This is a genomic window from Micromonospora sp. NBC_01699 (assembly GCF_036250065.1).
Lineage (GTDB): Bacteria > Actinomycetota > Actinomycetes > Mycobacteriales > Micromonosporaceae > Micromonospora_G.
The window spans coordinates 4,386,150-4,412,560 of sequence record NZ_CP109199.1 but is presented as its reverse complement, the minus strand read 5'-3'; the positions used below and the strand labels follow the sequence as shown (position 1 = coordinate 4,412,560).

Sequence of the window (26,411 nt, the reverse complement as noted above, 5' to 3'; positions counted from 1 at the left end):
GAAAGAGAGCACTGACACTATGAAGATCCTTGATGTCCGGTGTGCCGTCATCGGGGCCAGTCCGATCGTCCGGGTGGTCACCGACGAGGGCATCGACGGGTTCGGCGAGATCGAATACTCCAAGCCGGCGATCCACAACCTGGTCGGGCTCTACTCGGACCTGCTCGTCGGCCAGGACCCCACCGACGTCGAGCGGTGCATGCTGCGGATCCGCCGGTTCGGCGGCTTCAAGCCCTGGGGCGCGCTCGTCTCGGCGATCGAGATGGCCCTGTGGGACGTCGCCGGCAAGGCCGCCGGCCTGCCGGTCCACAAGCTGCTCGGCGGCAAGGTCCGCGACCGGGTCCGGGTCTACAACGGCGGCGTACGACCCGTGCTGCGCGGCCACCAGCCGGAGGACTACGCCGAGTCGATGGCCGCGATGGCCGCCGCCCCGGAGGGCTTCACCCTGTTCAAGGAGGGCGTCGGCTTTCACGGGTTCATGGCGCCGAACGTGTCCGGGTTCTTCTACGGCGACCTGCGCGAGGGCCCCAAGCACCCGAACCGGGGCATGCTGACCCGCACGGGCATCGACCACATCATCGCCTGCGTACGCGCGATGACCGACGTGCTCGGCGAGGGGCGTGGCCTGGCCCTCGACATGGGACCGGGGTTCACCGTCCCGGACGCCATCACGGTCCTGCGCGAACTCGAACCGCTGCACATCGTCTGGGCGGAGGACCTGCTCAGCGGCGACGGCGTGCCGTGGGTCGACGCCGGGCAGTACCGCGAGGTCACCCGGGCCACCAGCATCCGTACCCACACCGGCGAGCAGATCTATCTGCGCAACAACTACAAGGAACTGATCTCGACGCAGGCCGTACGCGTAATCGGGCCCGACCCCGGCGATGTCGGCGGCATCGCGGAGCTGAAGTGGATCGCGGAGTACGCCGATCTGCACGGCATCCAGATCGCGCCGCACGGGGTCAGCAGCGGTCTGTTCGGGCTGGCCGCCCTTACCCAGGTGTGCGCGACGCTGCCGGACAACTTCATCGCGTTCGAGTACCCGGTGCCGACCCACGACTGGTGGTACTCGATCGTGCAGGGCCTGCCGGACCCGATAGTGGTCGACGGGTTCGTCACCGTCGGCTCCGCGCCGGGCCTGGGCATCGAGCTCGACCGCGAGGCGACGCTGGCCCACATGGACCCGGCCGACCACCACTTCTTCGACTGGATTCCCCGGAGCTGAGACCCATGAACGATCCCGACCAACGGCTCCCGACCCGGCCGCTGGGTGCGACCGGCCTGGACATCACCGTACTGACGATCGGCGGCGCACCGCTCGGTTCGATGCCGGGCAACTTCGGCCGCGAGGTACCGCCGGAGACGGGAACCGCCACGGCGCTGGCCGCGATCCGGGGGCCGGTGCGCGCACTGGACACCTCGGCCGCGTACAGCGCGGGTGAGTCCGAACGCCGGATCGGCGCGGCGATCCGCCGCGCCGGCGGGCTACCCGACGGGTACGTCCTGTCGACGAAGATCGCCCGCGACCTCGCCTCCGGGGTGTTCGACGCGGTACAGGCCCGGCGGTCGATCGCGGAGAGCCTGCACCGCCTCGGGCTCGACCGGGTTCCGCTGCTCTACCTGCACGACCCGGAGAAGAACGACTTCGACCAGCTCATGGCAGCTGGTGGACCCGTCGACATACTGCGGGAGCTGCGCGAGCGCGGCGTGGCCCAATCGATCGGCGTCGCCGGTGGTGACCTGGCGACGATCGAGCGGTACGTCCGGACCGGCTACTTCGACGTCGTGCTCACGCACAACCGGTGGACGCTGGTGAACCGGTCCGCCCGACCGCTCATCGACCTCGCCGCGTCGATGGGGCTCGGCGTCGTCAACGCCGCCGTGTTCGGCGGTGGGATCCTCGCCTCGGGCACCGGCGGCTCGCACCGGTACGCGTACCGGGAGGCGCCGGCCGGACTGCTCACGGCGATCGGCGAGATGGAGGCGGCCTGCCGCGCGCACGGGGTGCCGCTGGCCGCCGCCGCGATCCAGTTCTCCACCCGCGACCCGAGGATCGCCAGCACCATCATCGGCGCGTCCCGTCCGGAACGGGTCGACCAGGCCGTCGCGCTCGCCTCGACCCCGGTGCCGGACCCGCTCTGGGCCGAACTGGATGCCATCGCGACCCGCGTCGACCCAGCCACCCTGCCCGCCTGACGACCAGTCCGCCGCCCCTGACGACCAGTCCGCCGCCCCTGACGACCAGTCCGCACGACGATCCCGACGGCCAGTCCGCCTGACGATCCCCGACGATCACTTCGCCCGACGATCCCCGACGATGAGTCCGACAGACGAGGAAACTCCAGTGTCCGATCCCTGCGCGCAGCCGCTGCGCGTCCTGCTCTTCGGTTACGGCCTGGCGGGCCGGGTGTTCCACGGCCCGCTGCTCGCCGCCACCGGCGACTACACCATCGACGTCATCGTGACGTCCGACCCCGACCGGGCCGCGGCGGCACGCGCCGACCATCCCGGTGCCCGGGTCGTGGCCGACGCCGACGCGGCCTTCGCGGTCGCCGGCGACTGCGACCTCGCGGTCGTCTGCACCCCGAACGACACCCACGTCGAGCTGGCCCGGCGGTCCCTCGACGCGGGGCTGCACGTGGTGGTCGACAAGCCGCTGGCCCTCACCGCGACGGAGGCGGAGGGCCTGGTCGAGGCGGCGGACGCGGCGGGCCGCACCCTCACCGTCTTCCAGAACCGGCGCTGGGACGGTGACTTCCTGACCGTGCGCGACGTGCTCGCCTCCGGCGAACTGGGCGACGTGTTCGGCTTCGAGTCGGCCTTCGAGTGGTGGAAGCCCGAGGTCACCGACGGCCGCAAGGATCGCGCCCTCCTGGCCGACGGTGGGGGGATCCTCTACGACCTCGCGCCGCACCTGGTCGACCAGGCGATCCTGCTGTTCGGGCCGGTCCGCGCGGTGCACGCCGAGGTGGACGCGCGGCGGCCGGGCGCGGTGAACGACGACGACGTACTCGTCAGTCTGGAGCACGTCAGCGGGGTCCGCAGCCGGCTGTGGATGAGCAGCGTGGCCGCCCAGGTACGCCCCCGCTTCGTCCTGCGCGGCACCCGTGGCGCGTACGTGAGCTTCGGGCTCGATCCGCAGGAGTCCCAGCTCGAAGCGGGCAGCCGGCCCGGCGACGAGGACTTCGGGGTGACGCCCCGCGAGCGGTGGGGACGGATCGGGGCGGGTGCCGACCTGCGGGAGGTGCCGACCCGGCGCGGCTCGTACGAGTCCTACTACCGGGAACTCGCCGTTGCGCTGCGTACCGGCTCGCGGCCACCGGTCGACCCGCGCGACAGCGTCGCGGTGCTGCGGGTCATCGAGGCGGCTCTCGACTAGTACGAAATAACCGCACTTTGCCGTGCAGAACGTACGTAACCTGAGGGGTCGGGGGCGGTGCGGGCGAGGAGGCGGGCATGGGCTCGACGCGTGGTGGCCGGGCCTCGACCGGCCGGTACGGGCCCCGCCGGAGCGGGCTGACCGGCCGGCGCCAGCTGCGTCTGATCATGATCCTCGGGTTGGTGGTCGGCTCGATGCTGGGCGGCGGCTACCTCCTCGGGCACACGTTCGTCGGGTCCGGACCGTCGCGTGACCCGCTCGGCGAGCCGGGGCCACCGAGCCCGTCCCGGCCCGCCACCGGCTCACCGACCCCCGACCCGCCGCACAGTGCCTCCCCGTCGGCCACCACTGCCCCGACCCGACCGGCCCCGATCCGCTCCGCCCCGACCCGCCCGGCCCCGATCCGCTCCGCCCCGACCCACTCGGTCCCCGTCGCCCCGGCCCCAGCCAGCCCGGCCCGATCCGCCGAGCCTGTTCCGGAGGCGCCCCTCGCCGATGACCGCCCCCGGCTGCCAATGGGGACCGGCGGCCCGTACAGCAGCCGGATCAGCACCGGCTCGCGCGGCGTGGCGCTCACCTTCGACGACGGGCCGAATCCCGTGTACACCCCGCAGGTGCTCGCCGAACTCGCCCGTTTTCGGGTCAGGGCGACCTTCTGCCTGGTCGGCGAGCTCGCTGCGGCGTACCCGGAACTGGTCCGGGCGATAGCCGCCGCCGGACACACCCTGTGCAACCACTCCTGGTCCCACGATCCGGACCTGGGCAGCCGGTCGAAGGCGGCGATCCGGACCGACCTGACCCGTACGAACGCGGCGATCCGGGCCGCCGTACCGGATGCCCTGATCCTCTACTACCGGCAGCCCTACGGCGGCTGGACGGCCGGTGCGGTCGCCACGGCCCGCGAACTCGGCATGACCTCGGTGCACTGGGACGTGGACGCGGAGGACTACAGCCGGCCGGGCGCCGGCAACATCGCGTCGAACGTCACGGCCGGCGTCGTCCCCGGTTCGATCGTGCTGATGCACGACGCCGGCGGGAACCGCCAGCAGACGATAACCGCCCTACGAACGATCCTTCCCAACCTGCTGCGCCGTCTCAACCTGGTACCACTCCCCACCGGCCCACCGCAAAACAACCCATAAACCACCCCCTCCCTCCCACCCCTCCCCACCCCCGATTCCGTCGACGATCTTGCACTTGTGGTCGTCCACAAATCGGGATGAGTGCCCTAACTCGGTCACCACAACTGCAAGATCGCCGACGGAATCGGGGGAGGGGGTTTAGGGGGTTGTGGGGTGGGGTGGGTGCCAGGCCAGGGCGGGGCCCAGGTGGGTGGCCATGTCGGTGAGGATCTGGATGTAGTCGTCGTGGTCGAAGGTGAAGGGGAGTGCGAAGGCGACCTCGTTGATCTCGCGGAACGCGGCCTGGGCGTAGAGCCGTTCGGCGATCTCGGCTGAGCTGCCGACCAGGTCGGGGGCGAACATCAACCGCGCCGGCCCCTGCGGCGTGGCGGTACGCGGCATCCGCTGCTCCGCGTACGCCAGGTACTTCGCGCGCTGCCGGGGCGTGGCGCTGTCGGTGGGGATGACCACCAGGCCCTGGGAGACGCGGGCGCGCTCGCCGTCGGGGTGGTGCGCGCGGAAGGCCCGGACGTGGGCGAGCTGGATCTCGGCGAAGTCCTCGGACTCCTCCGCCTTCACCACGCTGCTGGTCAGGAAGTTCATCCCGTTCTCGCCGGCCCATCGGGCGGAGCGCAGACTCGCCCCGCCGTACCACATCCGGTCGCCCAGCCCCGGTGCGTGCGGCTGCACCCGGTCGGAGAACACCTCGAAACCCTGGACACCGCTGAAGTCGGTGGCCGGCTCGCCGCGTACGAAGTGCAGCAGCCGCCGTACGCGTTCGTAGCTGAAGTCCTCGGTATCGGCGGTGTCCGGGTACAGCGCCTGCCTGACCCGGTCGTAGTGCATCGGCGGGCCGACGCTGACGCCGGGATTGAGCCGTCCCCCGGACAGGATGTCGACCGTTGCCAGGTCCTCGGCCAGCCGCAGCGGGTTCTCCCAGCCCAGTGGAATGACCGCGGTGCCGAGTTCGATCCGGCTGGTGCGCTGGGTGGCGGCGGCGAGTACGGCAACGGGGGAGGAGATGCCGTACTGGAGGTGACGGTGCCGCAGCCAGGCGCTGTCGAAGCCCAGCCGCTCGCCCAGCTCGATGACCTTGAGCGTCGACTCGTGACCCCGGCGGGGGTCGGCCTCCTCGAACAGCCCGATGGTCAGGAAACCGAGTTTCCGCAGGGGCTCCGAGGGCAGCGGCACGGGTCCTCCATCGTCCACGGCAGGATCTGCCGAACATCAACGCAGCCCCGATTGTGGCAGGCGACCGACGGGCCGGCGCGGGAACGTGTCCCTCGGGGTGAACGGGGTTACGGCGATGTGTCCGCCGTGTAGCCAAGCCCTTTAGGTTGCCTGTTGTGACCCGCGTCACTAACTACTTTCGGGCCCGTGTGGTGGGTGCGTTTCCGACGGGAGCGGAATTTCCCTCATTACCGGAGGTAATGACCCGCGCAAAACCAGCGAAAGACCCATGGCTACCCAGGGTTGCCGCGATCCGTGGCATGGCTGGCGGATGGGAAGGAGCGCGGGCATCCCTGACCTGGTCGCTCGCGTGACTTCGCCAACTTCGTCGGCCGCCGGCGCGGACAGAAAGTAGCGAATCCGAAGATTGGTGATCATAGCCAACATCTCGCAGCGCCGGCCTTCTGTGACGGTCGGTTGCTGAGGGTCACCATCGAGGTGCTGTGCGGGGTGGTGGAGGCACCCGCCGTGCGGCGGTCCCTCCCGGACAGACCATCGTTGCATCGATGGACCGGGCGAACCGAGAGATCTACAGTGGCCCGGATCAGCTCGATCAAGCTGCCACCCCGCGGACCCGGTCACGAACCGGTCACCGCAGCCGCCGGTTGACGGGCGAGGCCGAACCGCGGCGACGTCCTGGAGGGATCCGATGGCTGAGACGGCGTCCGGGACCCGAGCCCGACGACTTGCCCTGCGCAAGCTGCCGGGTCTGGTCCGGCATCCACTGGACGCGTTGGTGGAGGCCGGCAACGCGGCGAACGGCGAAATCGTCCGGCTGGGCGTCGGCTCGGTCGGGCCGTACCTGGTGACGTCGCCGGATCACCTGGAAACGGTGCTGCACAACCCGGACCGGTACGTGCGGGAGGGGTTGCTCTGGGATGGCGTACGCCGGGCCGTCGGCGAGGCGATCCTGGTCACCGAGGGCCCGGTCTGGAAGTCGAGTCGGGACGTGCTGCGCCCGCTGTTCACCCCCGGTCGGGTCAACACGATGACCGACCGGATGGCCGAGGCGATCCGGGACGCGGTGACCGACCTGGAGGGAACGGCCCGGACGGGCGGAACCGTCGACGCCGCGAGCGAGTTGGCCCGGATCGTCTGCCGGGCCACTATGCGGGTGCTGTTCGGTGACCGGATCAGCGTGCCCGACGCCGTACGGATGGTCGACGCGTTCGGCGTGATCGCCACCGAGATGATTCCCCGGATCGTGCTGCCGTGGGCGCCGAACTGGCTGCCGCTGCCCGGTGACCGGGCCTTCGCCGCCGCGGTCGCGACGCTCGACGACATCGTGCTGCCGATCATCAGGGAGGTCCGGCGGAACCCCGACGGTGGCGAGGACGTCATCTCCACGCTCTGCGCGGCGCGCGGCGTCGACGGCGAGGAGGTGACCGAGCAGCAGATCCGCGACGACGTGGTCGCGATGGTGTCGACCTCCACCGAGACCACCATCGCGGTGCTGTCCTGGCTCTGGCCCGTACTGGCGGCGCATCCCGAGGTCGCCGCCAGACTTCACGCCGAGGTCGACCGGGTGGTCGGCAATTCCGAGGTACGCCGAAGCCACGTGCCGCAACTGCGCTACACCCGGATGGTGCTGGACGAGTTGCTCCGGCTCTGGCCGGCCGGCTGGTTCATCCCCCGGATGGCGGTCGGCGACGAGGTGCTCGGCGGCACCCGGATCGAGGCCGGCGCGACCATCCTCGTCAGCCCGTACGTGACCCACCGGATGGCGGCGTTCTGGTCGGACCCGGACGACTTCGATCCCGAGCGGTTCGATCCGGACGGGCCGAAACCCGAGCCGTACTACAGCTACTTCCCGTTCGGCGGGGGTCAGCACCGCTGCCTGGGCCAGTACCTGTTCGCGGTCGAGGCGCCACTGATCATCGCCACGCTGCTGAGTCGTTTCCGGCCCGAGCTGGTCGGCCCGGCCGACTTCACCCCTCGGCTGGGTGCCTCGCTACGACCCGCCACCGAGGCCAGGCTGGTGCTGCGTCCGGTCCGGGCAGTGGTGGCGTGAGGACGGTCGAGCCGCGCGTCGACGTCCGGCGGGACTTCTCGTCCGGCACCGGGTTGGCCGCCATCGGCGCGCTGACGATCGCCGCCCAGCGTGACCTGACCGACCGGGTCCGCGCCTACCCGGAACTGTTCGCGGGGGAGCCGTTCGACGCCGCACTGGTCGGCGCGGTGGCGTACGCGACCGCCTGCAACGCGACCTGGGCCACCCCGGCCGACCTGCGGGTGGCGAACCGGGCAGCGCTGTGGATCTTCGCACTCGACTGGCAGGTCGACACCCTGGCCGTTGCCGTCGAGCAGGTCGACGAACTCGTGGCCGGCTGCCTCGCGGTCGCCGACGGGGCCGTACCCGATCCGGGTGCACCCCTCGCCGGCTTCCTGGCCGACATCCGCGACGAACTGGTCGCCGCGCCGGCGTACCCGGAGCACGCGTCGCTGTGGCGGGCGGAGCTGGGCCGGACCCTGGCCGCGATGGCCCGCGAATGGCGCTGGAAGTCGGCCCGCGCGGCCGGCGACGAGTCGGGCCTGCCGGACGTCGACACCTACCTGGACGCGGCCGACAACACCGGCCTCGCCTGGGTGAACCTCTCGCACTGGCTGCGTACGGGCGAGCGGGACTGCCTGGACGCCCTCGACGGGTTGCGGGGCGCCGGCCGGCAGGTGCAGCAGGTGTTGCGGCTGGTGAACGACCTTGCCACCTACGACCGTGACGTGGCCTGGGGCGGGGGCGACCTGAACGTGCTGATGCTCGGGGTCGACCGGAACTGGGTGACGGGCCGAATCGGTGAGCTGGTCGACCAGTGCCTCGACCTGCTCACGCCGCTGCACCCGGGCTGCCCGCGCCAGGCGTCCTACCTGGCACGGCAGCTGGGCTTCGTCACCCGGTTCTACGGCGGCGGCGCCGACTTCTGGGGTCGGCTGTGACCACGTCCGTCGTCCCCGATTCCGTGACCGACCCGGGTGATCTCGCCGGCGAGGTCGACCGGCTGCTCGCCGGGCTGGTCGAGCAACCGTGGGGCCGGGTCGCCCCGTCGGTCTACGAGACCGCCCGGCTGATCACACTGGCGCCCTGGCTGACCGGGCACGCCGAGCGGATGCGGTTCGTGCTGGCAGCGCAACGCGGCGACGGCGGCTGGGGCCCACCGGGCGGCTACGCCCTCGTACCGACGCTGAGCGCGGTGGAAGCGCTGCTGGCCGTACTGCGTCGGGACGCGGCGGGTGGCCGGTTCACGGTGGCCGGGCCGGCGCTGGTGGGTGCGGTGGACCGGGGGCTCGCGGCGCTCGCCGGCTGGCTCGGCGACGAGACGCTGCGCCTGCCCGACACGCCGGCGATCGATCTGATCGTGCCGGCCCTGGTCGAGGCGATCAACCGGCACCTCGACGATCCGCCCGCCCGGCCGTCCGGGTGGCGGCCGGGCCCGAGCCTCGGCCTGCCGGCGGGCATGAGCGGCGCCCGGCTGGTCGCGGTCCGTCGGCTGGTCGCCGCCGGTGCCGAGGTGCCCGCCAAGCTGGCGCACTCGTTCGAGGTGGTCGGAGCCGCCGCCGGGTTGCCGTCCGGCATCCTGCCCGGCCGCTACGGCACGGTCGGGGCGTCACCGGCGGCCACCGCCGCCTGGATCGCCGCCGCGGGACGGGCGGACGGCACCGACGCCGCCCGGACCCACCTCGAAGCCCTGGCACCGGTTCAGGACGGCCCGGTGCCCTGCCCGACCCCGATCACCGTCTTCGAGCGCGCCTGGATCCTGAGTGGACTCGCCCGCGCCGGGGTCGATTTCACCGCACCCCGGGAACTGGTCGACAGTCTGGTCCGCGCGCTCGGTCCGACGGGAACCGCGACCGGACCGGGGCTGCCGGCCGACGCCGACACCACCGCCGTCACCCTCTACGCGCTCGGACACCTCGGCGTGCCGACCGAGCCGGACAGCCTGTGGGGCTACGACACCGGCGCCCACTTCTCCACCTGGCCCGGCGAGGACGGCGCGTCCGTCTCGACCAACGCCCACGTCCTCGACGCGTTCGGGTTGCAGCTGGCGACCCGAGCGGACCCGGACCCGCGGTACCCGGCCGTGGTACGCCGACTGTCGGCCTGGCTCCGGGAGCAGCAGCGGCCCGACGGGGCGTGGTACGACCGTTGGCACGCCTCCCCCTACTACGCGACCGCCTGCGCGGTGCTCGCACTGCGCGAGCACGGTCGGGGGCGCGGGGTCACCGAGGCGGTCGGTCGGGCGGTCGCCTGGGTGGTCGCCGGTCAGCGACCGGACGGCTCGTGGGGTCGGTGGTCGGGTACGGCGGAGGAGACGGCGTACGCGCTGCACGTTCTGCTGGGGACGCGCGCGCCCCTGCCCGGTGCGCTGCGCGCATCTGTCCTTAGTGGATACTCCTATCTTCGGCACACGCTCGGGCGAAAGAAGCACCCGGCGCTGTGGCACGGCAAAGACCTGTACGCACCGACGGCGATTGTGCGATCCGCCACCCTGGCGGCTGTCCATCTTGTAGCCAGCAGGGCGGACCTGGCGGTAGCAGCCCCGGCACCGCAATGAAGCCGCATCATCCCATTGTGTGGACTTGAGATGACTTGTCCGATACTGCTAGCGTGACCGCACTTCCCGAATGACCCGGTCAACGTATTCGGTACGTCGCATCACCGACATATGACGACACCCCCAATCCGGCCTGGGACGGTGTAATGGCTTCCCGCATTCCTCGCGGCAGCAGCGCGAACCTACGTACCAAAGTGGTCGCACTCCTGGTGTCGCTGACCGCCCTGTGGGTGTTCGCCGCATGGGTGACCCTGCGCGAGGGAACGAACCTCCTGTTCGCCCAGGCGCTCAACAGCTACGTGTACCAGCCGAGCGAGCCCCTGCTACAGGGACTCCAGGACGAGCGCCGGCTGTCGCTGGCGTACCTGGGTTCGGCCAGGGCGGCCCGGACCGAGATGGACGCCGCGCGGGCGAACACCCGGGGCCTCGCGGCCGAGTTCCGCAGTTCCGCGGAGAGCCGGCAGGCCGACATCGCCGGCACCTCGGAACTCAAGCGTCGGATCGGCGCGACCGTCGTGCAGCTCGACGAGCTGAACACCATCCGGGCGCAGGTCGACTCCCGGACCATCGACCGGGGCGCGGCGGCGGCGGCCTACACCGCCGTGGTCGACGGGATCTTCCGGGTCTACGACGCCCTGGGCAGCCTCGACGACGAGACGATCGCGACCCAGGCCGCCGCCCTGATCGACCTCAACCGGCAGTACGAGCTGATCTCCCAGGAGGACGCGCTGGTCACCGGGATCCTGGCCGCCGCCAGGATCACCCCCGCCGAGTACGCCGAGGTCACTAAACTCGTCGGGGCGCAGCGCTTCATGGGCTCCAAGACCGTCAGCGACCTGGAGAGCCGCGACCGGGCCCGGTACGACGGGATGCTCGCCGGCGACGCGTTCCTGCGCCTGCGGGCCGCCGAGGACCGGCTGATGCTCGCGAACCGGAGCGGCACCGCGCCGCCGATCCAGCCGGCGGACTGGCCGGGTGTGGTCGAGCCGGCGCTGCGGCAGCTCCACGAGGTGGTGGTCACCGGCGGCGACGGCATCGTCGAGCGCAGCACACCGGGCGCCATCTGGGTGATCGTCCGCATCTTCCTCGCCGCCGTGCTGGGCGCCTTCGCCGTCGTCGCCTCGGTCATCGTCTCGGTGACCACGGCCCGTGCCCTGGTCGCCCAGCTCGAACGGCTGCGCGAGGCGGCCCGGACGCTGGCCAACGAGCGGCTGCCCGGCGTCGTCGAACGGCTCGGCCGGGGCGAGGAGGTGGACGTCTCCGCCGAGGCGCCGCCGCTGGACTTCGGCAACGACGAGATCGGCCAGGTGGGCCAGGCGTTCAACGCGGTCCAGGAGACCGCCATCCGGACCGCGGTCGAGCAGGCAGAACTGCGGCGCAGCGTACGGGACATCTTCCTCAGCCTCGCCCGGCGTACCCAGGCCCTGGTTCACCGTCAGCTCATCCTGCTCGACGCGATGGAGCGGCGGGAGAACGACGCCGAGGAGTTGGAGGACCTGTTCCGGGTCGACCACCTGGCCACCCGGATGCGGCGCAACGCCGAGAACCTGATCGTGCTCTCCGGCTCGAAGGCGGGGCGTGCCTGGCGTCGCAACGTGCCGATGGTCGACGTCGTACGCGGTGCGGTGGCCGAGGTGGAGGACTACACCCGGGTCAACGTGCTGCCCATGGGTTCGGTGGCCCTCGCCGGCCGGGCCGTCGGTGACGTGATCCACCTGCTGGCCGAGCTGATCGAGAACGGGCTGTCCTTCTCGCCCCCGAACACCGCGGTCGAGGTGAAGGGGCAGATGGTGGCGAACGGCTTCGTCGTCGAGATCGAGGATCGCGGCCTCGGCATGAGCGAGGAGGACCTCGCCCTGGCCAACGAGCAGATCGTCAGCCAGCAGGAGTTCAACCTCGCCAACGCCACCCGCCTGGGCCTGTACGTGGTCAGCCGGCTCACCGAGCGGCACGGCGTACGGGCCCACCTCAAGGAGTCGCCGTACGGCGGCACGACCGCGGTCGTGCTCATCCCGCTCGGCCTGGTGACCGACGGCGGCGCCGAGCCGGACCAGCGGGACACCGCCCCGGCCCGGCCGCCGGCCGACAGTGTGCCGACGCAGGTCCGGGTCGGTGCGACGACCGTGGGCGGGGGACCGAACCAGGCACCCACCCCGGCGTCGTCGGCGGCGGTTCCGGACCGGACCGATCCGCCGCTGCCGGCCCGGTCCGCACGGCCACCGCTGACCACCCAGCGGGTGGACAGCCTGATCCCGCGACAGCGTTCGCAGGCGGGTCCGGCGCAGTCACCCGGAGCGGTCGCCGCGCCCGGTGTTGCGCCGGGGGACCAGCCGCCGCCGACCCCGGCGGAAACCCGCGACACCGGTACGGGCCAGACCCCGTCCGGGTTGCCGGTACGGGTCCGGCAGGCCAACCTCGCCAAGCCGTTGCAGCAGGAGGATCCGGGCGGGACGGTCGAGGACGACGACGCCCCTCGACCGCCGGAGCAGATCCGCTCGATGATGAGTTCCTACCAGCTCGGCACCAGGCGCGGCCGCTCCGAGGCCGCCCGGCTGACGCACGAGGAGGCGCGGGCGCAGGCCGCTCCGGCTGACCGGGACGACAACACGCCCCGGGACCAGCCGCGTACGTGACCGAACCAGGAGAACGACTCGGCGACCCCTCGCCGACAGGAGACAGAGGACAACGAGTGGTGCACAAAACAGCGTCGAGCGCCGACCTGGCCTGGCTGTTGGATGATCTGGTCGGCCGGGTCAAGCAGGCTGAGCATGCCATCGTCCTGTCCGTGGATGGCCTGCTGGTGGCCCGATCGAAGGGATTGGGCCGCGACGACGGCGAGCACCTGGCGGCGGTCGCGGCCGGGATCCAGAGCCTCGCCCGGGGCGCCGGGAAGCGGTTCGGCGGCGGCACCGTGCAGCAGACCATCATCGAGATGCAGTCCCAGTTCATGTTCGTCACCGCGGCGGGCCGGGGCGCGTGCCTGGCCGTACTCGCCGACGAGGACGCGGACGTGGGGCTGATCGCGTACGAGATGGCGATGCTGGTGACCCGGGCCGGGAAGTTCCTCGCCTCACCGGCCAGGGAGTCCGGCCCGGCGGCGTCGACCGGTGGAGAGAAGTAGGCCGCCGTGACCGTCGCAGAGGGAGGATCCACGGAGGATCAGTGGGTTGACGACCACGCCGGGCCGGTGGTCCGTCCGTACGCGATGACCCGTGGACGGACCAGGCCCGTACGGGGCAGGTTCGACCTGATCTCACTGGTGCTGACGACCCGGGCCGACGCTCCGCTGGAGCTCGGCCTCGGGCCCGAACACCTCGCCATCGTCGGCCTCTGCCATCGGACGCAGTCGGTCGCCGAGGTCGCGGCGCACCTCAATTTGCCCCTCGGCACCATCCGCGTCCTGCTCGGCGACCTGCTTGAGCGGCACTTCGTAGAGGTGCGGGAACCCCGGCCGGCGACCGCCCTACCGGACGACAGCGTATTCGAGGCAGTGATCAATGGACTACGAGCACTCTGACGCCCCTGCCGGTAGCCACACGCTGCCGACGGCCTTCAAGATCCTCATCGCCGGCGGCTTCGGGGTCGGTAAGACCACCATGGTCGGGGCGGTCAGCGAGACCGGACCGCTGCGTACCGAGGAGGTCCTGTCCGAGCAGGGCATCGGGATCGACGACCTCTCCGGCGTCGAGGCGAAGACCACCACGACCGTCGCGATGGACTTCGGCCGGATCACGATCAACGACGATCTGGTCCTCTACCTCTTCGGGACACCGGGCCAGGACCGGTTCTGGTTCGTCTGGGACGAACTGGCGCTCGGTGCACTGGGCGCGGTCGTCCTCGCCGACACCCGCAGACTCGCCGACTGTTTCCCCTCGATCGACTACTTCGAGCGGCAGGGCACCCCGTTCATCGTGGCGGTCAACTGCTTCGAGGGCGCCCGCCAGTACGCGCTCGAAGAGGTCAAGCTCGCGCTCGACCTCGATCCGGACGTACCGGTGATGCTCTGCGACGCCCGGCAGCGGCAGTCCGGCAAGGAGGTCCTGATCGCGTTGCTGCGCGAGGCCATGCAGCGTCGCGAGCGGGACCGCGCGGCCGCCGGCCGCTAGCCACCGACGACCACCGGGTGGGCGCCGTCCGTCGACGGGCGGCACCCAACCCCGGTGATCGGCGTACGTCCACGGCTGTGCGCCCCGGCCTGCGCGAATTTGTCGGGGGGCGGGGGCAGGATGGTGGGCATGACTGTGACAGGACGTCTGGAGGCCGTCGCACTCGACGCGCCGGATATCGAGAAGCTTGCCTCGTTCTACGCCGAGCTCGCCGGTTGGGAGATCGTCCGGAAGGACCCCAACTGGATCACCGTACGGACCTCCGACGGGCAGGAGGTCGCCTTCCAGCTCGCCCCGGACCACGTCCCGCCCCGCTGGCCGGGCCAGGACCAACCGCAGCAGTTCCACCTCGACCTGCTGGTCGACGGCCACGAGGCGGCGGCGCAGCGGGCGGTGAGCCTCGGTGCCACCCGGTTGGCCGACGGCGCGACCTGGATCACGCTGGCCGACCCGGCCGGCCACCCGTTCGACCTGTGCCAGCGCGACGGTGTCGGTCCGGCGATGGAGCTGTTCGCGGCGACGATCGACGCGCCCGACGCACCGGCCCTGGCCCGGTTCTACGCCGACCTGCTGGCGATGGAGGTCACCTACGAGGGGCCCGAGGGCGCACTCATCGCCAGCGGTGCCAGGAACGTGATGTTCCAGCAGGTCAGCGACTACCGGGCACCCCGTTGGCCGGATCCGGCCAACCCGCAGCAGGCGCACCTGGACATCCTCGTCGACGACCTCGACGCGGGCCAGGCGCGGGCACTGGAGCTGGGCGCGTCGCGGCTGGACGGCGGTGGCGAGCGGTTCCGGGTGTTCGCGGATCCGGCCGGGCACCCGTTCTGTCTCACCTGCTGAGGCCAGCGAGCAGTGGTCGCCCTTGCCCGTCGCCGTACGCCCACTGCGACCCGCGAGGGTGGGCGGGAACGCTGGCGCAACGCCAAACACCCGCCACCCCGACGTCCTAGCCGCACAACGCCGCGAACGCGTCCCCAGCGAACGCTGGGGACGCCCACGACCCCAAGCTGCCTGATCACACCCGGTGAAGGTTCAGGGACAGCGCTGTAGCCGTTGGAGGGCCGCGCCTACTTTCGCACGCGGAAGCGGAGCATGGTGACGGCGCCCGACTGGGTATTGCTGAAAGGTTCCAGGTCGATCCTGTCGAGGCCCGGAGGCGAGAAACGGACGCCGTCGCCGAGTAGCAGCGGTAGGACATACACCAGGATCTCGTCGACAAGCCCGCGCTGTAGACACTGGGCGGCCACATCGGCACCGAGGATCTCCAGGTTCTTGCCGCCTGCGGCGCTGCGTGCCGTGGCAACGGCTTCCTCAAGTCCGCAGGTGAGGAATGTGACGGCAGGGTCCGGCTCGGCGGGAGGATTGTGGGTGAGGACGAACTGTGCTCCCCCGTCGTAGCTGGGGTTCTGGTCGGCCATACGCTTGCCGACCTCGTAGGTATTCCGGCCGACGAGCATGGCGCCCGTGGCCGCCATGACCTCCGGGACCGTATCCGCGGTCATGTACTCGAAGACCCAGTCCATCGAGTGGCCAGGACCGGCAATGAAGCCGTCCAGCGACATCACCCTGTTCACGACCACCTTGCCAGTGACGGTGCCTACATCACTCATACGTTTCTCCAGGGATCTTGGAAACCGAGGTCGGACCCTAGTTCGGCCCGGCGGGGAGGGCAAGGACGAGAGTTGCACGCGCATCCGTGGTGGCGCAACGCGAACACACCGGCACCCGAATGTGTCGCGAACGTGCTCGGGTACGGCGTGAACGACACCGCCGGCGAGGTCGCCCTCGGTCCCGGACTGAGTGACCAAACCCGGTGATCGTTTGTGGTCAGCCTAGCCAGGAGGAAGCGTGGTTAAAAGGTGGAGCAGCGCGCTACCTTCGCGCTCTCGAAGTCGTCCCGGGGCGGCCCTGCCCCGACATCTGGTGCACTATCTTCCAGTCGGAGGGCGAGATCGGCAGTCCGTGGGCCCATGAACCCGGCGATGTATCACCGAAGGCCGCCTTCGTGTCCACCCATGACACCGCGAAACATCAGCCGAGAGAGTCGAAGGTTAGAAACAAGATAGGCCGGGCCCGCTTCGGGTGCGAACCCGTGCGGGTTCAGGCCCGTACGGAAAGCAGCTTTTCGAGCCGGATCGGCAGCTCCCGGATCCGGACCCCGGTGGCGTGGTGCACGGCATTGGCGATGGCGGCGTTCACGCCGCTGGTGGCGAGTTCGCCGACGCCCTTGATCCCGAGTTCGTTGAGCGAGTTGTCGATCTCCGGAATGATGATGATCTGATGGTCGGTGATGTCGGCGTTCACCGGGATGTGGTAATCGGCGAGATTCGTGTTCGTGTACCGGGCGTACCGTTCGTCGAGGTCGGTCCCCTCGTACAGGGCCATGGACGTGCCGAAGATCTGTGCACCCATCAGTTGGCTCTCGGCCGTCTTCGGGTTGATCACCCGTCCGGCCGCGTACGCGCCGACGATCCGGGGCAGGCGCACCTCACGGGTCTGCCGGTGGACGCGCACCTCCACGAACACGGCTCCGAACGAGCACTCGGCGCGATCCGGCAACCGGTATCCGCCGCTGGGCATCGGGCTGCCCGCGTACAGCATCCGCCTGCCGCTGTCCGGCACGCCCCGGGGCAGGAACTCCGCGTACGCCTCGATGGCGCCGCCGCCGTCGCCGGGCGTCGTCGCGGCCCGGCGTACCCGGATCTGCTCGCACGCCTTCGCCACGGCGCTGCAAACGCTCGCGGTGGACATCGAGCCGCCGGCGATCGGGCCCGGTGGCAGGTCACTGTCCCCGAGGTCGACGCTGATCCGTCCCAGCGGCACCTCCAGCAGGTCCGAGACCGTCATCGCGATCGCGGTGCCGAGGCCGCCGCCGACATCGTGTCCGCCGGTCTGCACCCGGACCCAGCCCTGTGGCGACACCGTGATCCGGGCGCTGGCCGGTGCGGCGAACGCGGTGTGCGACATCGCGGCGCAGCCGTACCCGATCTGCCAGTCGCCGTCGACCATGCTGCCCGGCCGTGGGTCGCGGTCGGCCCAGCCGAAGGCGTCGGCGGCGGCGTCCAGACAGGCGACCAGGTTTCGCGAGGTGTACCGGCGGCCGTTGACCGGCTCGACCATGGTGTCGTTGATCCGGCGCAGCTCGACCGGGTCCATGCCGAGGGCGTAGCTCAGCTCGTCCATCGCCGACTCGATGGCGAACAGGTACACCACCTCGGGCGGGCAGCGCATGAAGCCCGGCGTGTTGCGGTCGGCGTGCACGACGGTGACCGCCGAGCCCACGTTCGGGCAGTCGTACAGCCGGGTCGACGACTCCGTACCGGCGACCTTGAAGGTGTCCGCCCGGCTGCTGATCTCCCAGCCCCGGTGGGTCAGCGCGCGCAGCCGGCCGTCCGGCGTCGCACCGAGTCGTACGTGCTGGCGGGTCTCGGCCCGGTACGTGGCGATGGTGAACATCTGCGCCCGGGTGACCGCCAGCCGGACCGGGCGTTTGAGTCGCCGGGCGGCCAGCGCCACGATCGCGGTCCGCTGGTTGAGGAAGCCGCGCGACCCGAACGCACCCCCGATGTACGGCGACACCACGCGTACGTCGTCGGCGTCGATGCCGAGCTGCTCGGCCAGCCCGTTGCGGAACCCGGTCACGTTCCGGGACGACTCCCAGACCGTCAGGCGGGACCCGGTCCAGGCGCAGGTGGTGGTGAACAGCTCGATCGGGTTGTGGTGCTGGGTCGGTGTCGCGTACCACGCGTCGACGGTCACCGGCGAGTCGGCCTGGGCGCCGTCCGGGTCGCCGACGCCCTCGGTCTCGGCCGGGTCGGCCGTACCCGACCGCGCGTCGGACTGCCCGGCCGCGCCGGACCGCTCGGCGGCCACGAAGTCGTCGTCGGCGAAGGTGGACTTCGCGGGTTCCGCCGCGTAGTCGATCCGGAGCCGCCCGGCGGCGTCGCGGGCCTGCTCGAACGACTCGGCGATCACCATCGCGACGATCTGGCCGGCGTACCACACCCGGTCGGAGGCGAGCGGGGCGACGGTGGAGTCCATCACCCCCTGCCGTGCGAAGTCCCGACCGGGCTTGATGGCGTCGCCGACGTTGCGGTACGTCAGGATGTCGAGCACCCCGGGCAGGCTCCGCGCCCCGGTCTCGTCGATGCCGGTGATCCGGCCCCGGGCGATCGCGCTGGTGCGCAGGTACGCGTACGCCTGGTGTGGGACGGCGTAGTCGGAGCCGTACCTGGCCGCGCCGGTGACCCGCATCCATCCGTCGACCCGGGAGGTGGGTGTCCCGATGCGGGTCGGTCTGCCGTCCGGTGGGGCTGTCATGTCACACCTGCAACTGTGCGGCCTGGATCAGGGCTCGGGCGACCGTGCGGGCGCCGAGTTCGGGGGAGTGGTCGTTGTCGCCGTGGGTGACGGCGCCGTCGAGGGCGACGCGTCCGGCCTGCTCCGCGCTGTCGGCGGTCAGTGGTCGGCCGCGCAGGAACTCCTCCGCCGCGTCGGCCCGCCAGGGCCGGTAGGCCAGGCCGCCGACGGCTATCCGCACGTCGGTGACGGTTCCGTCGTCCGCCAGGTCGAGTGCGACCGCCGCGCTGGCGACCGCGAACTCGTAGCTTTCGCGGTCGCGTACCTTGACGTACGTCGAGCGCCGGGTGTGCGGACCCGACGGTACGAACAGCGCGGTGATCAGTTCGCCCGGTGCGAGGATGGTCTCGACCTCCGGTCGGTCCGCACCCGTGTGCAGGTCCCGCACCGGAAACGTCCGTACGCCGTCGGGGCCGAGGGTCTCCACCCGCGTGTCGAGGGCGACGAGTGCCTGGGCGAGGTCGCCGGGGTAGCTGGCGATGCAGCTGTCGCTCACCCCGAGCACCGCGTGCATCCGGTTCCTCCCGCCGATGGCGGCACAGCCGGAGCCGGGCCGGCGCTTGTTGCACTCGTCGTAGTCGACGTCCCGGAAGTAGCCGCACCGGGTGCGTTGCAGCAGGTTGCCGGCGAGCGAGGCCATGTTGCGCAGCTGTGGGCTGGCGGCCCGCCCCAGCGTCTCGGCGATGACCGGGTAGTCCCGGACGACCGCCGGGTGGTCGAGGGCCTGGCGCAGGCGGACCAGCGAGCCGAACCGGATCCCGTCCGGGGTCACCTCGATGGAGCCGTGCTCGTCCCGGAGCCCGTTGATGTCGACCAGCTCGTCGGCGGTCCAGCAGGACAGCTTGAGGTAGTCGACGATGTTGGTGCCGCCGGCCAGGAACTGGACCGGGGAGTTGGTCGGGCCGACAGTGCCGTCGACCGGGGCGGCGCGGGCGACGGCCTGCTCGGCGGTGTCGACCCTGGTGTAGACGAAGGGGCGCACGGCTCAGCCCCGCCCGGTCGCGGTGCCGTGGGCGGTCGGTCCGGTCCCGCGCGCCGGTGTCGTGTCCCGAACCTGCCGTACGGCGGCGACGATGTGCGGGTACGCCCCGCACCGGCACAGGTTGCCGCTCATGTGGTCGCGGATCTCGTGGTCGGAGCCCGCGTACCCGTCCTCGACGCAGGCGATGGCGGACAGGATCTGACCCGGCGTGCAGTAGCCGCACTGGAAGGCGTCCTGTTCGATGAACGCCTGCTGCATCGGGTGCAGGGTCCCGTCCGGCGCGGCGAGCGACTCGATCGTCTCGACCGGCTCGCGTACGGCGACCGCCAGGGTGAGGCAGGACAGGACCGTGCTGCCGCCGACCCGCATCGTGCAGGCGCCGCACTGGCCGTGGTCGCAGCCCTTTTTCGACCCGGTCAGGTCGAGGTGTTCGCGGATGACGTCGAGCAGGGTGGTGCGGACGTCGACCAGGACCCGGCGGGGCTCCCCGTTCACCGTCAGGTCGACCACGGTGAGCGGCCCCGGCCATTGCGTCGGGTCCGCCGTGGATTCGCCGTACTCCCGGTCCACGGTGGCCGTGGTGGGTCTTGTCATCCCGTTTCCTTCCGCGTGGTTGCCGGGACGGCGGGACGGTGACCCGCCCGCAGGCCCGACCCGGAACCCGAGAGCCAGGCTATCCGGACGAGGCGGACGAAGTACCTCAAACCCCGATCACTCAGCCGTCAGTATGCTCGACATCCGGAACCGACCGCTGCCCGGACCGCGCGCGAAGGGGCGATGATGAGCGACGGCGTACCCGTCCTGGCGCCGATGCCACGGCTCGCGGTGCTCGGCGCGGGCCACACCGGCCCGGTGATCGCGCGGGTAGCGATCGCCGCCGGCTATCCCGTGACGATCGCCGCCGCCGGTGACCCCGCGCGGATCGCCCTGATCACCCGGGTGCTGGCCCCCGGAGCCGAGCCGCGCTGGGCCGCCGACGCCGTCACCGACGCCGACATCGTGGTGCTGGCCATCCCGCTGCACCGGTTCGCGACCTTCGATCCCGACCTGGTGGCCGGCAAGCTCGTCGTGGACACGATGAACTACTGGACGCCGATCGACGGTGTGCAGCAGATGTTCGAGGACCCCGCGTACGGCAGCAGCGAGATCGTCCAGCGCCGGCTCGCCCACTCCACCGTCGTCAAGACCTTCAACCAGTTCGGCTACCACGAACTTGAGGAGGAACGCCGGCCTGCCGGCTCACCCGAGCGCCGCGCGCTCGGCGTCGCCGGGGACGACCCGGCCGGGGTCAAGGTGGTGGCGGAACTCGTCGAACGCGTCGGCTACGACAGCGTACGGCTGGACAGCCTCCGCGCCGGCCGCCTGCTCGAACCGGGCGGACCCGTCTTCGGCGCCTCGCTGCGTCGGGCCGAATTCGAACTGGCCCTGGACACCGGAACCGGTTAGGCGACCGGGACGACGTGTCGTGGGGTCGGCGGACGCGCCCGACCCCACGACTCGTTCTCGGTCAGGCGGTGTCGTCGTCGAGCACGGTGAGCCAGGCGAAGCCGTCACCGATCACGGCCCCGGTCGGCGCCGAGATGGTGATCTTGTAGCGGAGCGAGGCGGTGTTGACCGCCGTGTTGCCGACCAGCGGCACCTCGATCCGGGCCCCGGTCGCTCCCCGGGGGATGGTGACCGGGAACGACAGCAGCGGCACCTGTCCGGCGGACGCGGACCCGCTCGCCGCCGCCTGGACCTGGACCGTCGCCGCGCTCCTGAGCCGGTCGGTGAGGGTCAGTCGCATCGTCGCGGTGCCCGGCCCGGCGCCCTCGCTCACGGTCGCGTCGGCGATGCTGACCTGTGCCGCCGAGGTGGCGCCACCGTCGCCGACGCCGGGGCTGTCGAAGCTGATGTCGGACAGGTAGGCGCCACCGGTGGGCGTGGCCGGGCGTACGGTGACGAACCGAATGTTCCTCAGGTCCACTCCGCGCATCGAGTCGACCGGCAGCCGGACGGTACGCAGCCAGGTCTTGCCCAGCCGGCTGATCCCGTTCGGGGTGTTCGTCGAGGCCGGGAACGGATCGAGGGCGGGGCTGACGGTGCCCACCCGGACGGTCGCCGAACGGCCCGCCCAGTCGACCACCGCCACGTCGAGGTCGACGTCGCCGACCGCCGCCTCGTCCCGAGCCAGCCGGAAGGTGAGCGCGTCGTACCGGCGTACGTCCCGGTCGCCGGTCGGGACGGCCACCCGTACCTGCGGGGACGTCGATGTCGGGCTCCACCCCAGCCGCAGGACCGGGCTGGTCGGGACCGAGGTGGCGAAGGTGGCCGGCGTCCAGTGCGGGATCTTGGACGTGGCGGTGGTCGCCGAGCACGGTGTGTCGCCGACCAGGACCCGCGAGGCCACGCTGTAGCAGTACGCGCCCAGGTCGAAGCCGGTGACCGAGACGGTGTCGGCGGGACGTTCCAGCGGGGCGAGGTCCAGGCGGCGCGAGCCGGGTGCCTGGGCCTGGGCGTACACCTCCGCCCGGCCGGCCGACGGCACCGTGCCGTCGGTGCCGTCGAACAGCGGGAGGAACGCGGTCTCCCCGCCCTGTACGAGCCGGAAGAACCCGGCCATGTACGCCGTGCCGACGGCCCGCTGCTCGGCGCCGGTCAACCGGCTCGGGCTGGCGCTGCCGCACACCTCGTCGGTGGCGGGTGACCAGTCGTCGTTCGACGGCGAGACGGAGACGCCCGGCGTCCACTCGGTGTTGAAGAAGTTGTGGTTCGCGCCCATGATCATGAGCGAGGAGCGCAGCACGTCGTCGTCCACCGAGTAGCGGGTGTCGTCGAAGAAGTGCTGCCCCTGCTGGTTGGAGACATCACCGTCGCAGTACGGCAGCAGCACCGCCATCGGGACGTCCGGCAGGGTCGGCCGGCCGAAGTCGACCGGTGCGAGCGGCAGTACGGCGCGGATCCCGTACGGGTGCCGGTTCCCGGCGTTGAGCAGCGCGGCCTCGACCACGCCCTCGCCACCGCGCGAGTGTCCCATCAGCCCGACGTTGCGCAGGTCCAGGCGCCCGGCCAGCGGATGGCGGGACCACGACGGGCCCTTCGAGTCGTTCCACCGCGCCAGCTGGTCCAGGTGTCGCAGGACGAGCTGTCCACGGGCCAGCGCGCCGTTGTCGTCGGTGTTCGTGGCGTCCTTGGCGTTGATGCCGTTGGCGCTGATCGAGACCACCACGTAGCCGTGGCTGGCCAGGGACTCGGCCGTCTCGGTGTAGCCGAGGTGGCTGTCGATCGGGATGAACCCGGCCAGGCACGGCCAGTTGGTGTTGTTGGTCTGCCGGGTGACGGGGTTGTAGCAGGCCGAGTGCCGGCCGTGCAGGAAGACCACCACCGGGCGGGGCCCCTTCGCGCGGGCCGGGGCGTAGACGGCGGCGCGCAGCTCGACCGGGAGGTTGTCGAGCCCGGACAGGGTCGTGGCGGTGTCGCCGAGGTCGTAGTCGAGCCGTTCGACGGCGTAGCGGCCGGGCGTGGCCGGGTCGGTGAAGAGCGGCTTCTTCCGGTGCGGGCCCCTGCGGCCCTCCGGTGCCGGGGCGCGCCGCTGCGGCGACGGCAGCAGGTCGGGAACCACGCCGTTCCACCCGACGTCGACCCGCTCGGCGTCGGCGACGCTGGCGTCGGTGGTCTCCGTGCTGAGGGTGAGTCCGTCGGCGGACTCCTCGGCCGTACCGATGATCTGACCGTCCACGGCCAGTTCCGGTACGGCGTCGCGGACCGGCAGCGGCTCGTCGAGCCGCAGCTCGACCCGCCACCCGCCGTCCGACAGGGGCTCGACGGTGAAGCTGTTCGAGCCCGTCGCCCCGTCGTTGGGTTGCGCGGCGGCGGGAGCGGCGATCAGTCCGGGTACGACGAGGCATCCGGCGAGCACGGCGGTCGACAGCGCTGCCGCCGCTCCGGCTCGGCTGTGCGGTGGGACGAAACGGGCCATGTCTGGTTTCTCCTTCTCGCGCTGTGGAGGCAGCGCGAGCGGACACTATGGATTCCCTGTTCCAAATGATCTCTGTCGAGGAAACGGACTCGTTACCGAACTTCGCAAGATCACCCAACCTCGGCGCCCGAGGGCGGCCCTGCGTCTCCGGGACCACCGCGCGGCGACGGCGCGGTGGCCCCGACCGGCGTGGTCACAGTTGGATGGACTTGGTCTCCAGGAACTCCTCAAGACCCTGCCGGCCGAACTCCCGACCGTTGCCGGACTGCTTGTAACCCCCGAACGGGGCGAGCGGGTTCCACTGGGCGCCGTTGACGTCGACCTGGCCCGTACGGAGCCGCCTGGCGATCGCCAGGGCGTGCCCGCGCTCGCCGAACACACCCGAGGTGAGGCCGTACACCGTGCTGTTGGCGATCTCCACGGCCCGGTCCTCGTCCGCGTACGGGATGATCGTGAGCACCGGGCCGAAGATCTCCTCCTGGGCGATGGCGGAGTCCGGGTCGACGTTCGCGAAGATCGTCGGTCGGACGTAGGCGCCCTCCGACAGCCCCTCGGGTCGCCCCGGACCACCGAAGACGAGGGTGGCGCCGTCGGCGATCCCACGTTCGATGTAGCCGTCGACCTTCCGTCGGTGTGCCTCCGAGGACATCGGGCCGATCCGGGTCGTCTCGTCCAGCGGATCCCCGACCGGATATTGCGCGGCGGCGGCGACCGCCAGCTCGACGATCTCGTCGTGCCGGGACGCCGGGACCAGCATCCGTGGCCAGGCACCGCAGACCTGGCCGCCGTTGGAGAAGGCCATCATCACGCCCGTCTCGACCGCTCGCGCCAGGTCGGCGTCGTCCAGGATGATGTTCGCCCCCTTGCCGCCGAGTTCGAGCGCGACCCGTTTGACCGTTTCCGACGCGACCACGGAGATCCGCCGGCCGGCCCGGGTCGAGCCGGTGAAGGACACCATGTCGATGTCCGGATGGGCCGAGATCGCCTCGCCGACCACCGGGCCGGTGCCGTACACGATGTTGAAGACCCCGGCCGGCAGGCCCGCGTCGCGGCTGACCTCGGCGAGGATCCGCGCCGTCAGCGGCGCTACCTCGGACGGTTTGAAGACCATGGTGTTACCCGCCACCAGCGCGGGCGCCAGCTTCGAGACGATCTGCTGGAGCGGGAAGTTCCACGGCGTGATCGCCCCGACGACGCCTATCGGTTCGCGGACGATCAGCGAGTTCCCGACCTCCTCGGTCCACTCGAAGCCGGTGGCGAGCGCGGCGACCGACTCCGCCACCGCGACCGGGAAGCCGACCTGGGCGGTGCGGGACATGGTGATCGGCGAACCCATCTCGGCGGTGATCGCGGCGGCGATCTCCTCGGCGCGGGTTTGCAGGCCGGCGGCGATGCGCCGCACCACGGCGGCCCGCTCGGCCGGGGCGGTCGCGGCCCAGGCCGGAAGGGCGGCCCGTGCGGCGGCGACCGCACGGTCGACGTCGGCGGCGGTGCCGGCCGGTACGTCGGTGACGACCCTGCCGGTCGCCGGGTTCACCACCGTGGTGGTCTCGGCGGATCCGGCGACGGCCTCGCCGCCGATCCAGTGGGCGGGTACGGGGAAGGTGGCTGTGTTCATGAACCGACCGTGGCACCGTCACCCGGCGGCGACCATGTGCTCCGGATCCGGGTATTCGCGGTACATGGATCCGGCCGGCGGGTGGTGCGAACCTCGACCGGAACACCGGGACACCCCGGTTCGTTGTGCGGGAGTGTGGGCCGGCCGGCCTCCTGACCGGCGGGCTCGGCGGGAGTGCTCGACGGGCTCGGCGGGCCCGCGAACAGCGCGAGGAGGCAACCGTGGACCGAGCCCGACTCGCCGACTTCCTGCGTACGCGGCGGGAGGCGCTGCAACCGGAGGATGTGGGACTGCCGCGCGGGCCGCGTCGGCGTACCGGCGGGCTGCGCCGGGAGGAGGTAGCGGTCCTGTCCGACATGTCGATCGACTACTACAGCCGGTTGGAGCAGCAGCGCGGCCCCCACCCGTCGGAGCAGATGCTGGCCGCCCTCGCTCGGGGGCTGAGGCTCTCCCTGGAGGAGCGCGATCACCTGTTCCAGTTGGCCGGCTACGCCAGCCCGCGACGGACCGTACGCGCGGAACACATCAATCCCGGCATGATGCGCATCTTCGACGGGCTTGAGGACGCCGCCGCCCAGGTGGTCAGCCATCTCGGCGAGACGCTGAGGCAGACCCGCCTCTCCGTCGCCCTGCTCGGCGACGAGGCCGCCTTCACCGGCCTCGCGCGCAGCAAGCACTACCGCTGGTTCACCGACCCGACGTCACGGTCGATCCACCCCGAAGAGGACCAGGCGGAGCAGAGCCGACTCATGGTCGCCAACCTGCACGCCGCGTACACCCGTGACGGCACGGGTTCCCGCGCCGTCGCGATCGTCGACGCACTGCTCCCGGTCAGCCCGGAGTTCGCCGAGCTGTGGCGCGCCCATCCGGTGGCCGGACCCTACTGCGCGCCCAAGCGCGTCCAGCACCCGCAACTCGGCCTGATCGAGTTGCACTGCCAGACCCTGGTCGACCCGGACCAGTCCCAGCTCCTGGTGGTCTACACCGCCGTACCGGGCACCGAGAGCCACCGGAAGCTGCGATTGCTGTCGGTCATCGGCGACCAGCTGGCCTGACCCCGGCCCGGCGTCCCGCCTCCGGCCGCGGGCCGGCAGCACCGGAGGCGGGA

At 71.3% G+C, this 26,411-nt stretch carries 22 protein-coding genes and 1 pseudogene; 16 read left to right on the top strand and 7 right to left on the bottom strand.

What is annotated here, in order from left to right:
- Nucleotides 1-19: 19 nt before the first annotated feature.
- The 4 genes from OG792_RS18960 to OG792_RS18945 all read left to right on the top strand — a co-directional run bounded on the left by OG792_RS18960 (nt 20) and on the right by OG792_RS18945 (nt 4,521).
- Nucleotides 20-1,225 (top strand): mandelate racemase/muconate lactonizing enzyme family protein, encoded by a 1,206-nt coding sequence (locus tag OG792_RS18960; RefSeq protein ID WP_329100685.1) that lies wholly within the window; start codon nt 20-22, stop codon nt 1,223-1,225.
- Nucleotides 1,226-1,230: 5 nt separating this feature from the next.
- Entirely contained in the window at nt 1,231-2,196 is a 966-nt protein-coding gene (locus OG792_RS18955; RefSeq protein ID WP_329100683.1) for an aldo/keto reductase, read from the top strand.
- A gap of 148 nt (nt 2,197-2,344) precedes the next feature.
- Nucleotides 2,345-3,379 carry a Gfo/Idh/MocA family protein gene (locus tag OG792_RS18950; RefSeq protein ID WP_329100681.1) on the top strand — a complete coding sequence of 345 codons (1,035 nt, stop codon included), beginning with the start codon at nt 2,345-2,347 and terminating at the stop codon, nt 3,377-3,379.
- Nucleotides 3,380-3,456: 77 nt separating this feature from the next.
- Nucleotides 3,457-4,521 (top strand): polysaccharide deacetylase family protein, encoded by a 1,065-nt coding sequence (locus tag OG792_RS18945; RefSeq protein WP_329100679.1) that lies wholly within the window; start codon nt 3,457-3,459, stop codon nt 4,519-4,521.
- A 138-nt stretch (nt 4,522-4,659) separates the two neighbouring features.
- Here the strand turns inward: OG792_RS18945 and OG792_RS18940 are convergent, their stop codons facing one another.
- A complete protein-coding gene (locus OG792_RS18940) occupies nt 4,660-5,691 on the bottom strand; it encodes an LLM class flavin-dependent oxidoreductase (protein WP_329100677.1) in 1,032 nt (343 codons plus the stop codon).
- 688 nt (nt 5,692-6,379) lie between these two features.
- Here OG792_RS18940 and OG792_RS18935 point away from each other — a divergent pair.
- The 9 genes and pseudogenes from OG792_RS18935 to OG792_RS34725 form a co-directional block, all read left to right on the top strand.
- The gene (locus tag OG792_RS18935) at nt 6,380-7,741 is read left to right on the top strand and encodes a cytochrome P450 (protein ID WP_329100675.1); all 1,362 of its coding nucleotides are present in this window, start codon (nt 6,380-6,382) and stop codon (nt 7,739-7,741) included.
- Entirely contained in the window at nt 7,738-8,661 is a 924-nt protein-coding gene (locus tag OG792_RS18930) for a terpene synthase family protein (RefSeq protein WP_329100673.1), read from the top strand. Before OG792_RS18935 ends, OG792_RS18930 begins: the two co-directional genes overlap by 4 nt.
- Complete coding sequence (locus OG792_RS18925; RefSeq protein ID WP_329100671.1) at nt 8,658-10,277, top strand: prenyltransferase/squalene oxidase repeat-containing protein; 1,620 nt, start codon at nt 8,658-8,660, stop codon at nt 10,275-10,277. Before OG792_RS18930 ends, OG792_RS18925 begins: the two co-directional genes overlap by 4 nt.
- Before the next feature lie 146 nt (nt 10,278-10,423).
- The gene (locus OG792_RS18920; RefSeq protein WP_329100669.1) at nt 10,424-12,910 is read left to right on the top strand and encodes a sensor histidine kinase; all 2,487 of its coding nucleotides are present in this window, start codon (nt 10,424-10,426) and stop codon (nt 12,908-12,910) included.
- A 56-nt stretch (nt 12,911-12,966) separates the two neighbouring features.
- A complete protein-coding gene (locus OG792_RS18915) occupies nt 12,967-13,398 on the top strand; it encodes a roadblock/LC7 domain-containing protein (RefSeq protein ID WP_442932241.1) in 432 nt (143 codons plus the stop codon).
- A gap of 84 nt (nt 13,399-13,482) precedes the next feature.
- Nucleotides 13,483-13,794, top strand: a complete 312-nt coding sequence (locus OG792_RS18910; protein WP_329111319.1) for a DUF742 domain-containing protein — start codon at nt 13,483-13,485, stop codon at nt 13,792-13,794.
- On the top strand, nt 13,775-14,383 hold the full coding sequence (locus tag OG792_RS18905; protein WP_329100667.1) for a GTP-binding protein: 609 nt from the start codon (nt 13,775-13,777) through the stop codon (nt 14,381-14,383). Before OG792_RS18910 ends, OG792_RS18905 begins: the two co-directional genes overlap by 20 nt.
- 129 nt (nt 14,384-14,512) lie before the next feature.
- Nucleotides 14,513-15,226: a VOC family protein gene (locus OG792_RS18900; RefSeq protein ID WP_329100665.1), complete on the top strand. Its 714-nt coding sequence runs from the start codon at nt 14,513-14,515 to the stop codon at nt 15,224-15,226.
- A gap of 69 nt (nt 15,227-15,295) precedes the next feature.
- Nucleotides 15,296-15,401, top strand: a pseudogene (locus OG792_RS34725) (integrase); the annotation flags it as partial.
- A gap of 52 nt (nt 15,402-15,453) precedes the next feature.
- On the opposite strand, the gene OG792_RS18895 reads toward OG792_RS34725, so the two are convergent.
- Nucleotides 15,454-15,996 carry a dihydrofolate reductase family protein gene (locus tag OG792_RS18895; RefSeq protein ID WP_329100663.1) on the bottom strand — a complete coding sequence of 181 codons (543 nt, stop codon included), beginning with the start codon at nt 15,994-15,996 and terminating at the stop codon, nt 15,454-15,456.
- Between the two features lie 72 nt (nt 15,997-16,068).
- Here OG792_RS18895 and OG792_RS18890 point away from each other — a divergent pair, with 72 nt between their 5' ends.
- Nucleotides 16,069-16,203 (top strand): hypothetical protein, encoded by a 135-nt coding sequence (locus OG792_RS18890; protein WP_329100661.1) that lies wholly within the window; start codon nt 16,069-16,071, stop codon nt 16,201-16,203.
- 283 nt (nt 16,204-16,486) lie between these two features.
- On the opposite strand, the gene OG792_RS18885 is transcribed toward OG792_RS18890, so the two are convergent.
- From OG792_RS18885 to OG792_RS18875, 3 genes are read right to left on the bottom strand one after another with little or no spacing between them, the layout of a single operon-like run.
- Nucleotides 16,487-18,706, bottom strand: coding sequence for a xanthine dehydrogenase family protein molybdopterin-binding subunit (locus tag OG792_RS18885; protein ID WP_329100659.1), 2,220 nt, complete (start codon nt 18,704-18,706; stop codon nt 16,487-16,489).
- 1 nt (nt 18,707) lies between these two features.
- Nucleotides 18,708-19,727: an FAD binding domain-containing protein gene (locus OG792_RS18880; RefSeq protein WP_329100657.1), complete on the bottom strand. Its 1,020-nt coding sequence runs from the start codon at nt 19,725-19,727 to the stop codon at nt 18,708-18,710.
- A 3-nt stretch (nt 19,728-19,730) separates the two neighbouring features.
- Nucleotides 19,731-20,237 (bottom strand): (2Fe-2S)-binding protein, encoded by a 507-nt coding sequence (locus OG792_RS18875; protein ID WP_442932485.1) that lies wholly within the window; start codon nt 20,235-20,237, stop codon nt 19,731-19,733.
- Nucleotides 20,238-20,507: 270 nt separating this feature from the next.
- On the opposite strand from OG792_RS18875, the gene OG792_RS18870 reads away from it, so the two are divergent.
- Complete coding sequence (locus OG792_RS18870) at nt 20,508-21,173, top strand: NADPH-dependent F420 reductase (RefSeq protein WP_329100653.1); 666 nt, start codon at nt 20,508-20,510, stop codon at nt 21,171-21,173.
- Nucleotides 21,174-21,234: 61 nt separating this feature from the next.
- On the opposite strand, the gene OG792_RS18865 is transcribed toward OG792_RS18870, so the two are convergent.
- Together OG792_RS18865 and OG792_RS18860 are read right to left on the bottom strand one after the other, a co-directional pair.
- Nucleotides 21,235-23,685: an alpha/beta hydrolase family protein gene (locus tag OG792_RS18865; protein ID WP_329100650.1), complete on the bottom strand. Its 2,451-nt coding sequence runs from the start codon at nt 23,683-23,685 to the stop codon at nt 21,235-21,237.
- Between the two features lie 193 nt (nt 23,686-23,878).
- Nucleotides 23,879-25,303: an aldehyde dehydrogenase family protein gene (locus OG792_RS18860; protein ID WP_329100649.1), complete on the bottom strand. Its 1,425-nt coding sequence runs from the start codon at nt 25,301-25,303 to the stop codon at nt 23,879-23,881.
- A gap of 221 nt (nt 25,304-25,524) precedes the next feature.
- Between OG792_RS18860 and OG792_RS18855 the strand changes: the two genes are divergently transcribed.
- Nucleotides 25,525-26,358, top strand: a complete 834-nt coding sequence (locus OG792_RS18855; protein ID WP_329100647.1) for a helix-turn-helix transcriptional regulator — start codon at nt 25,525-25,527, stop codon at nt 26,356-26,358.
- Nucleotides 26,359-26,411: the final 53 nt, after the last annotated feature.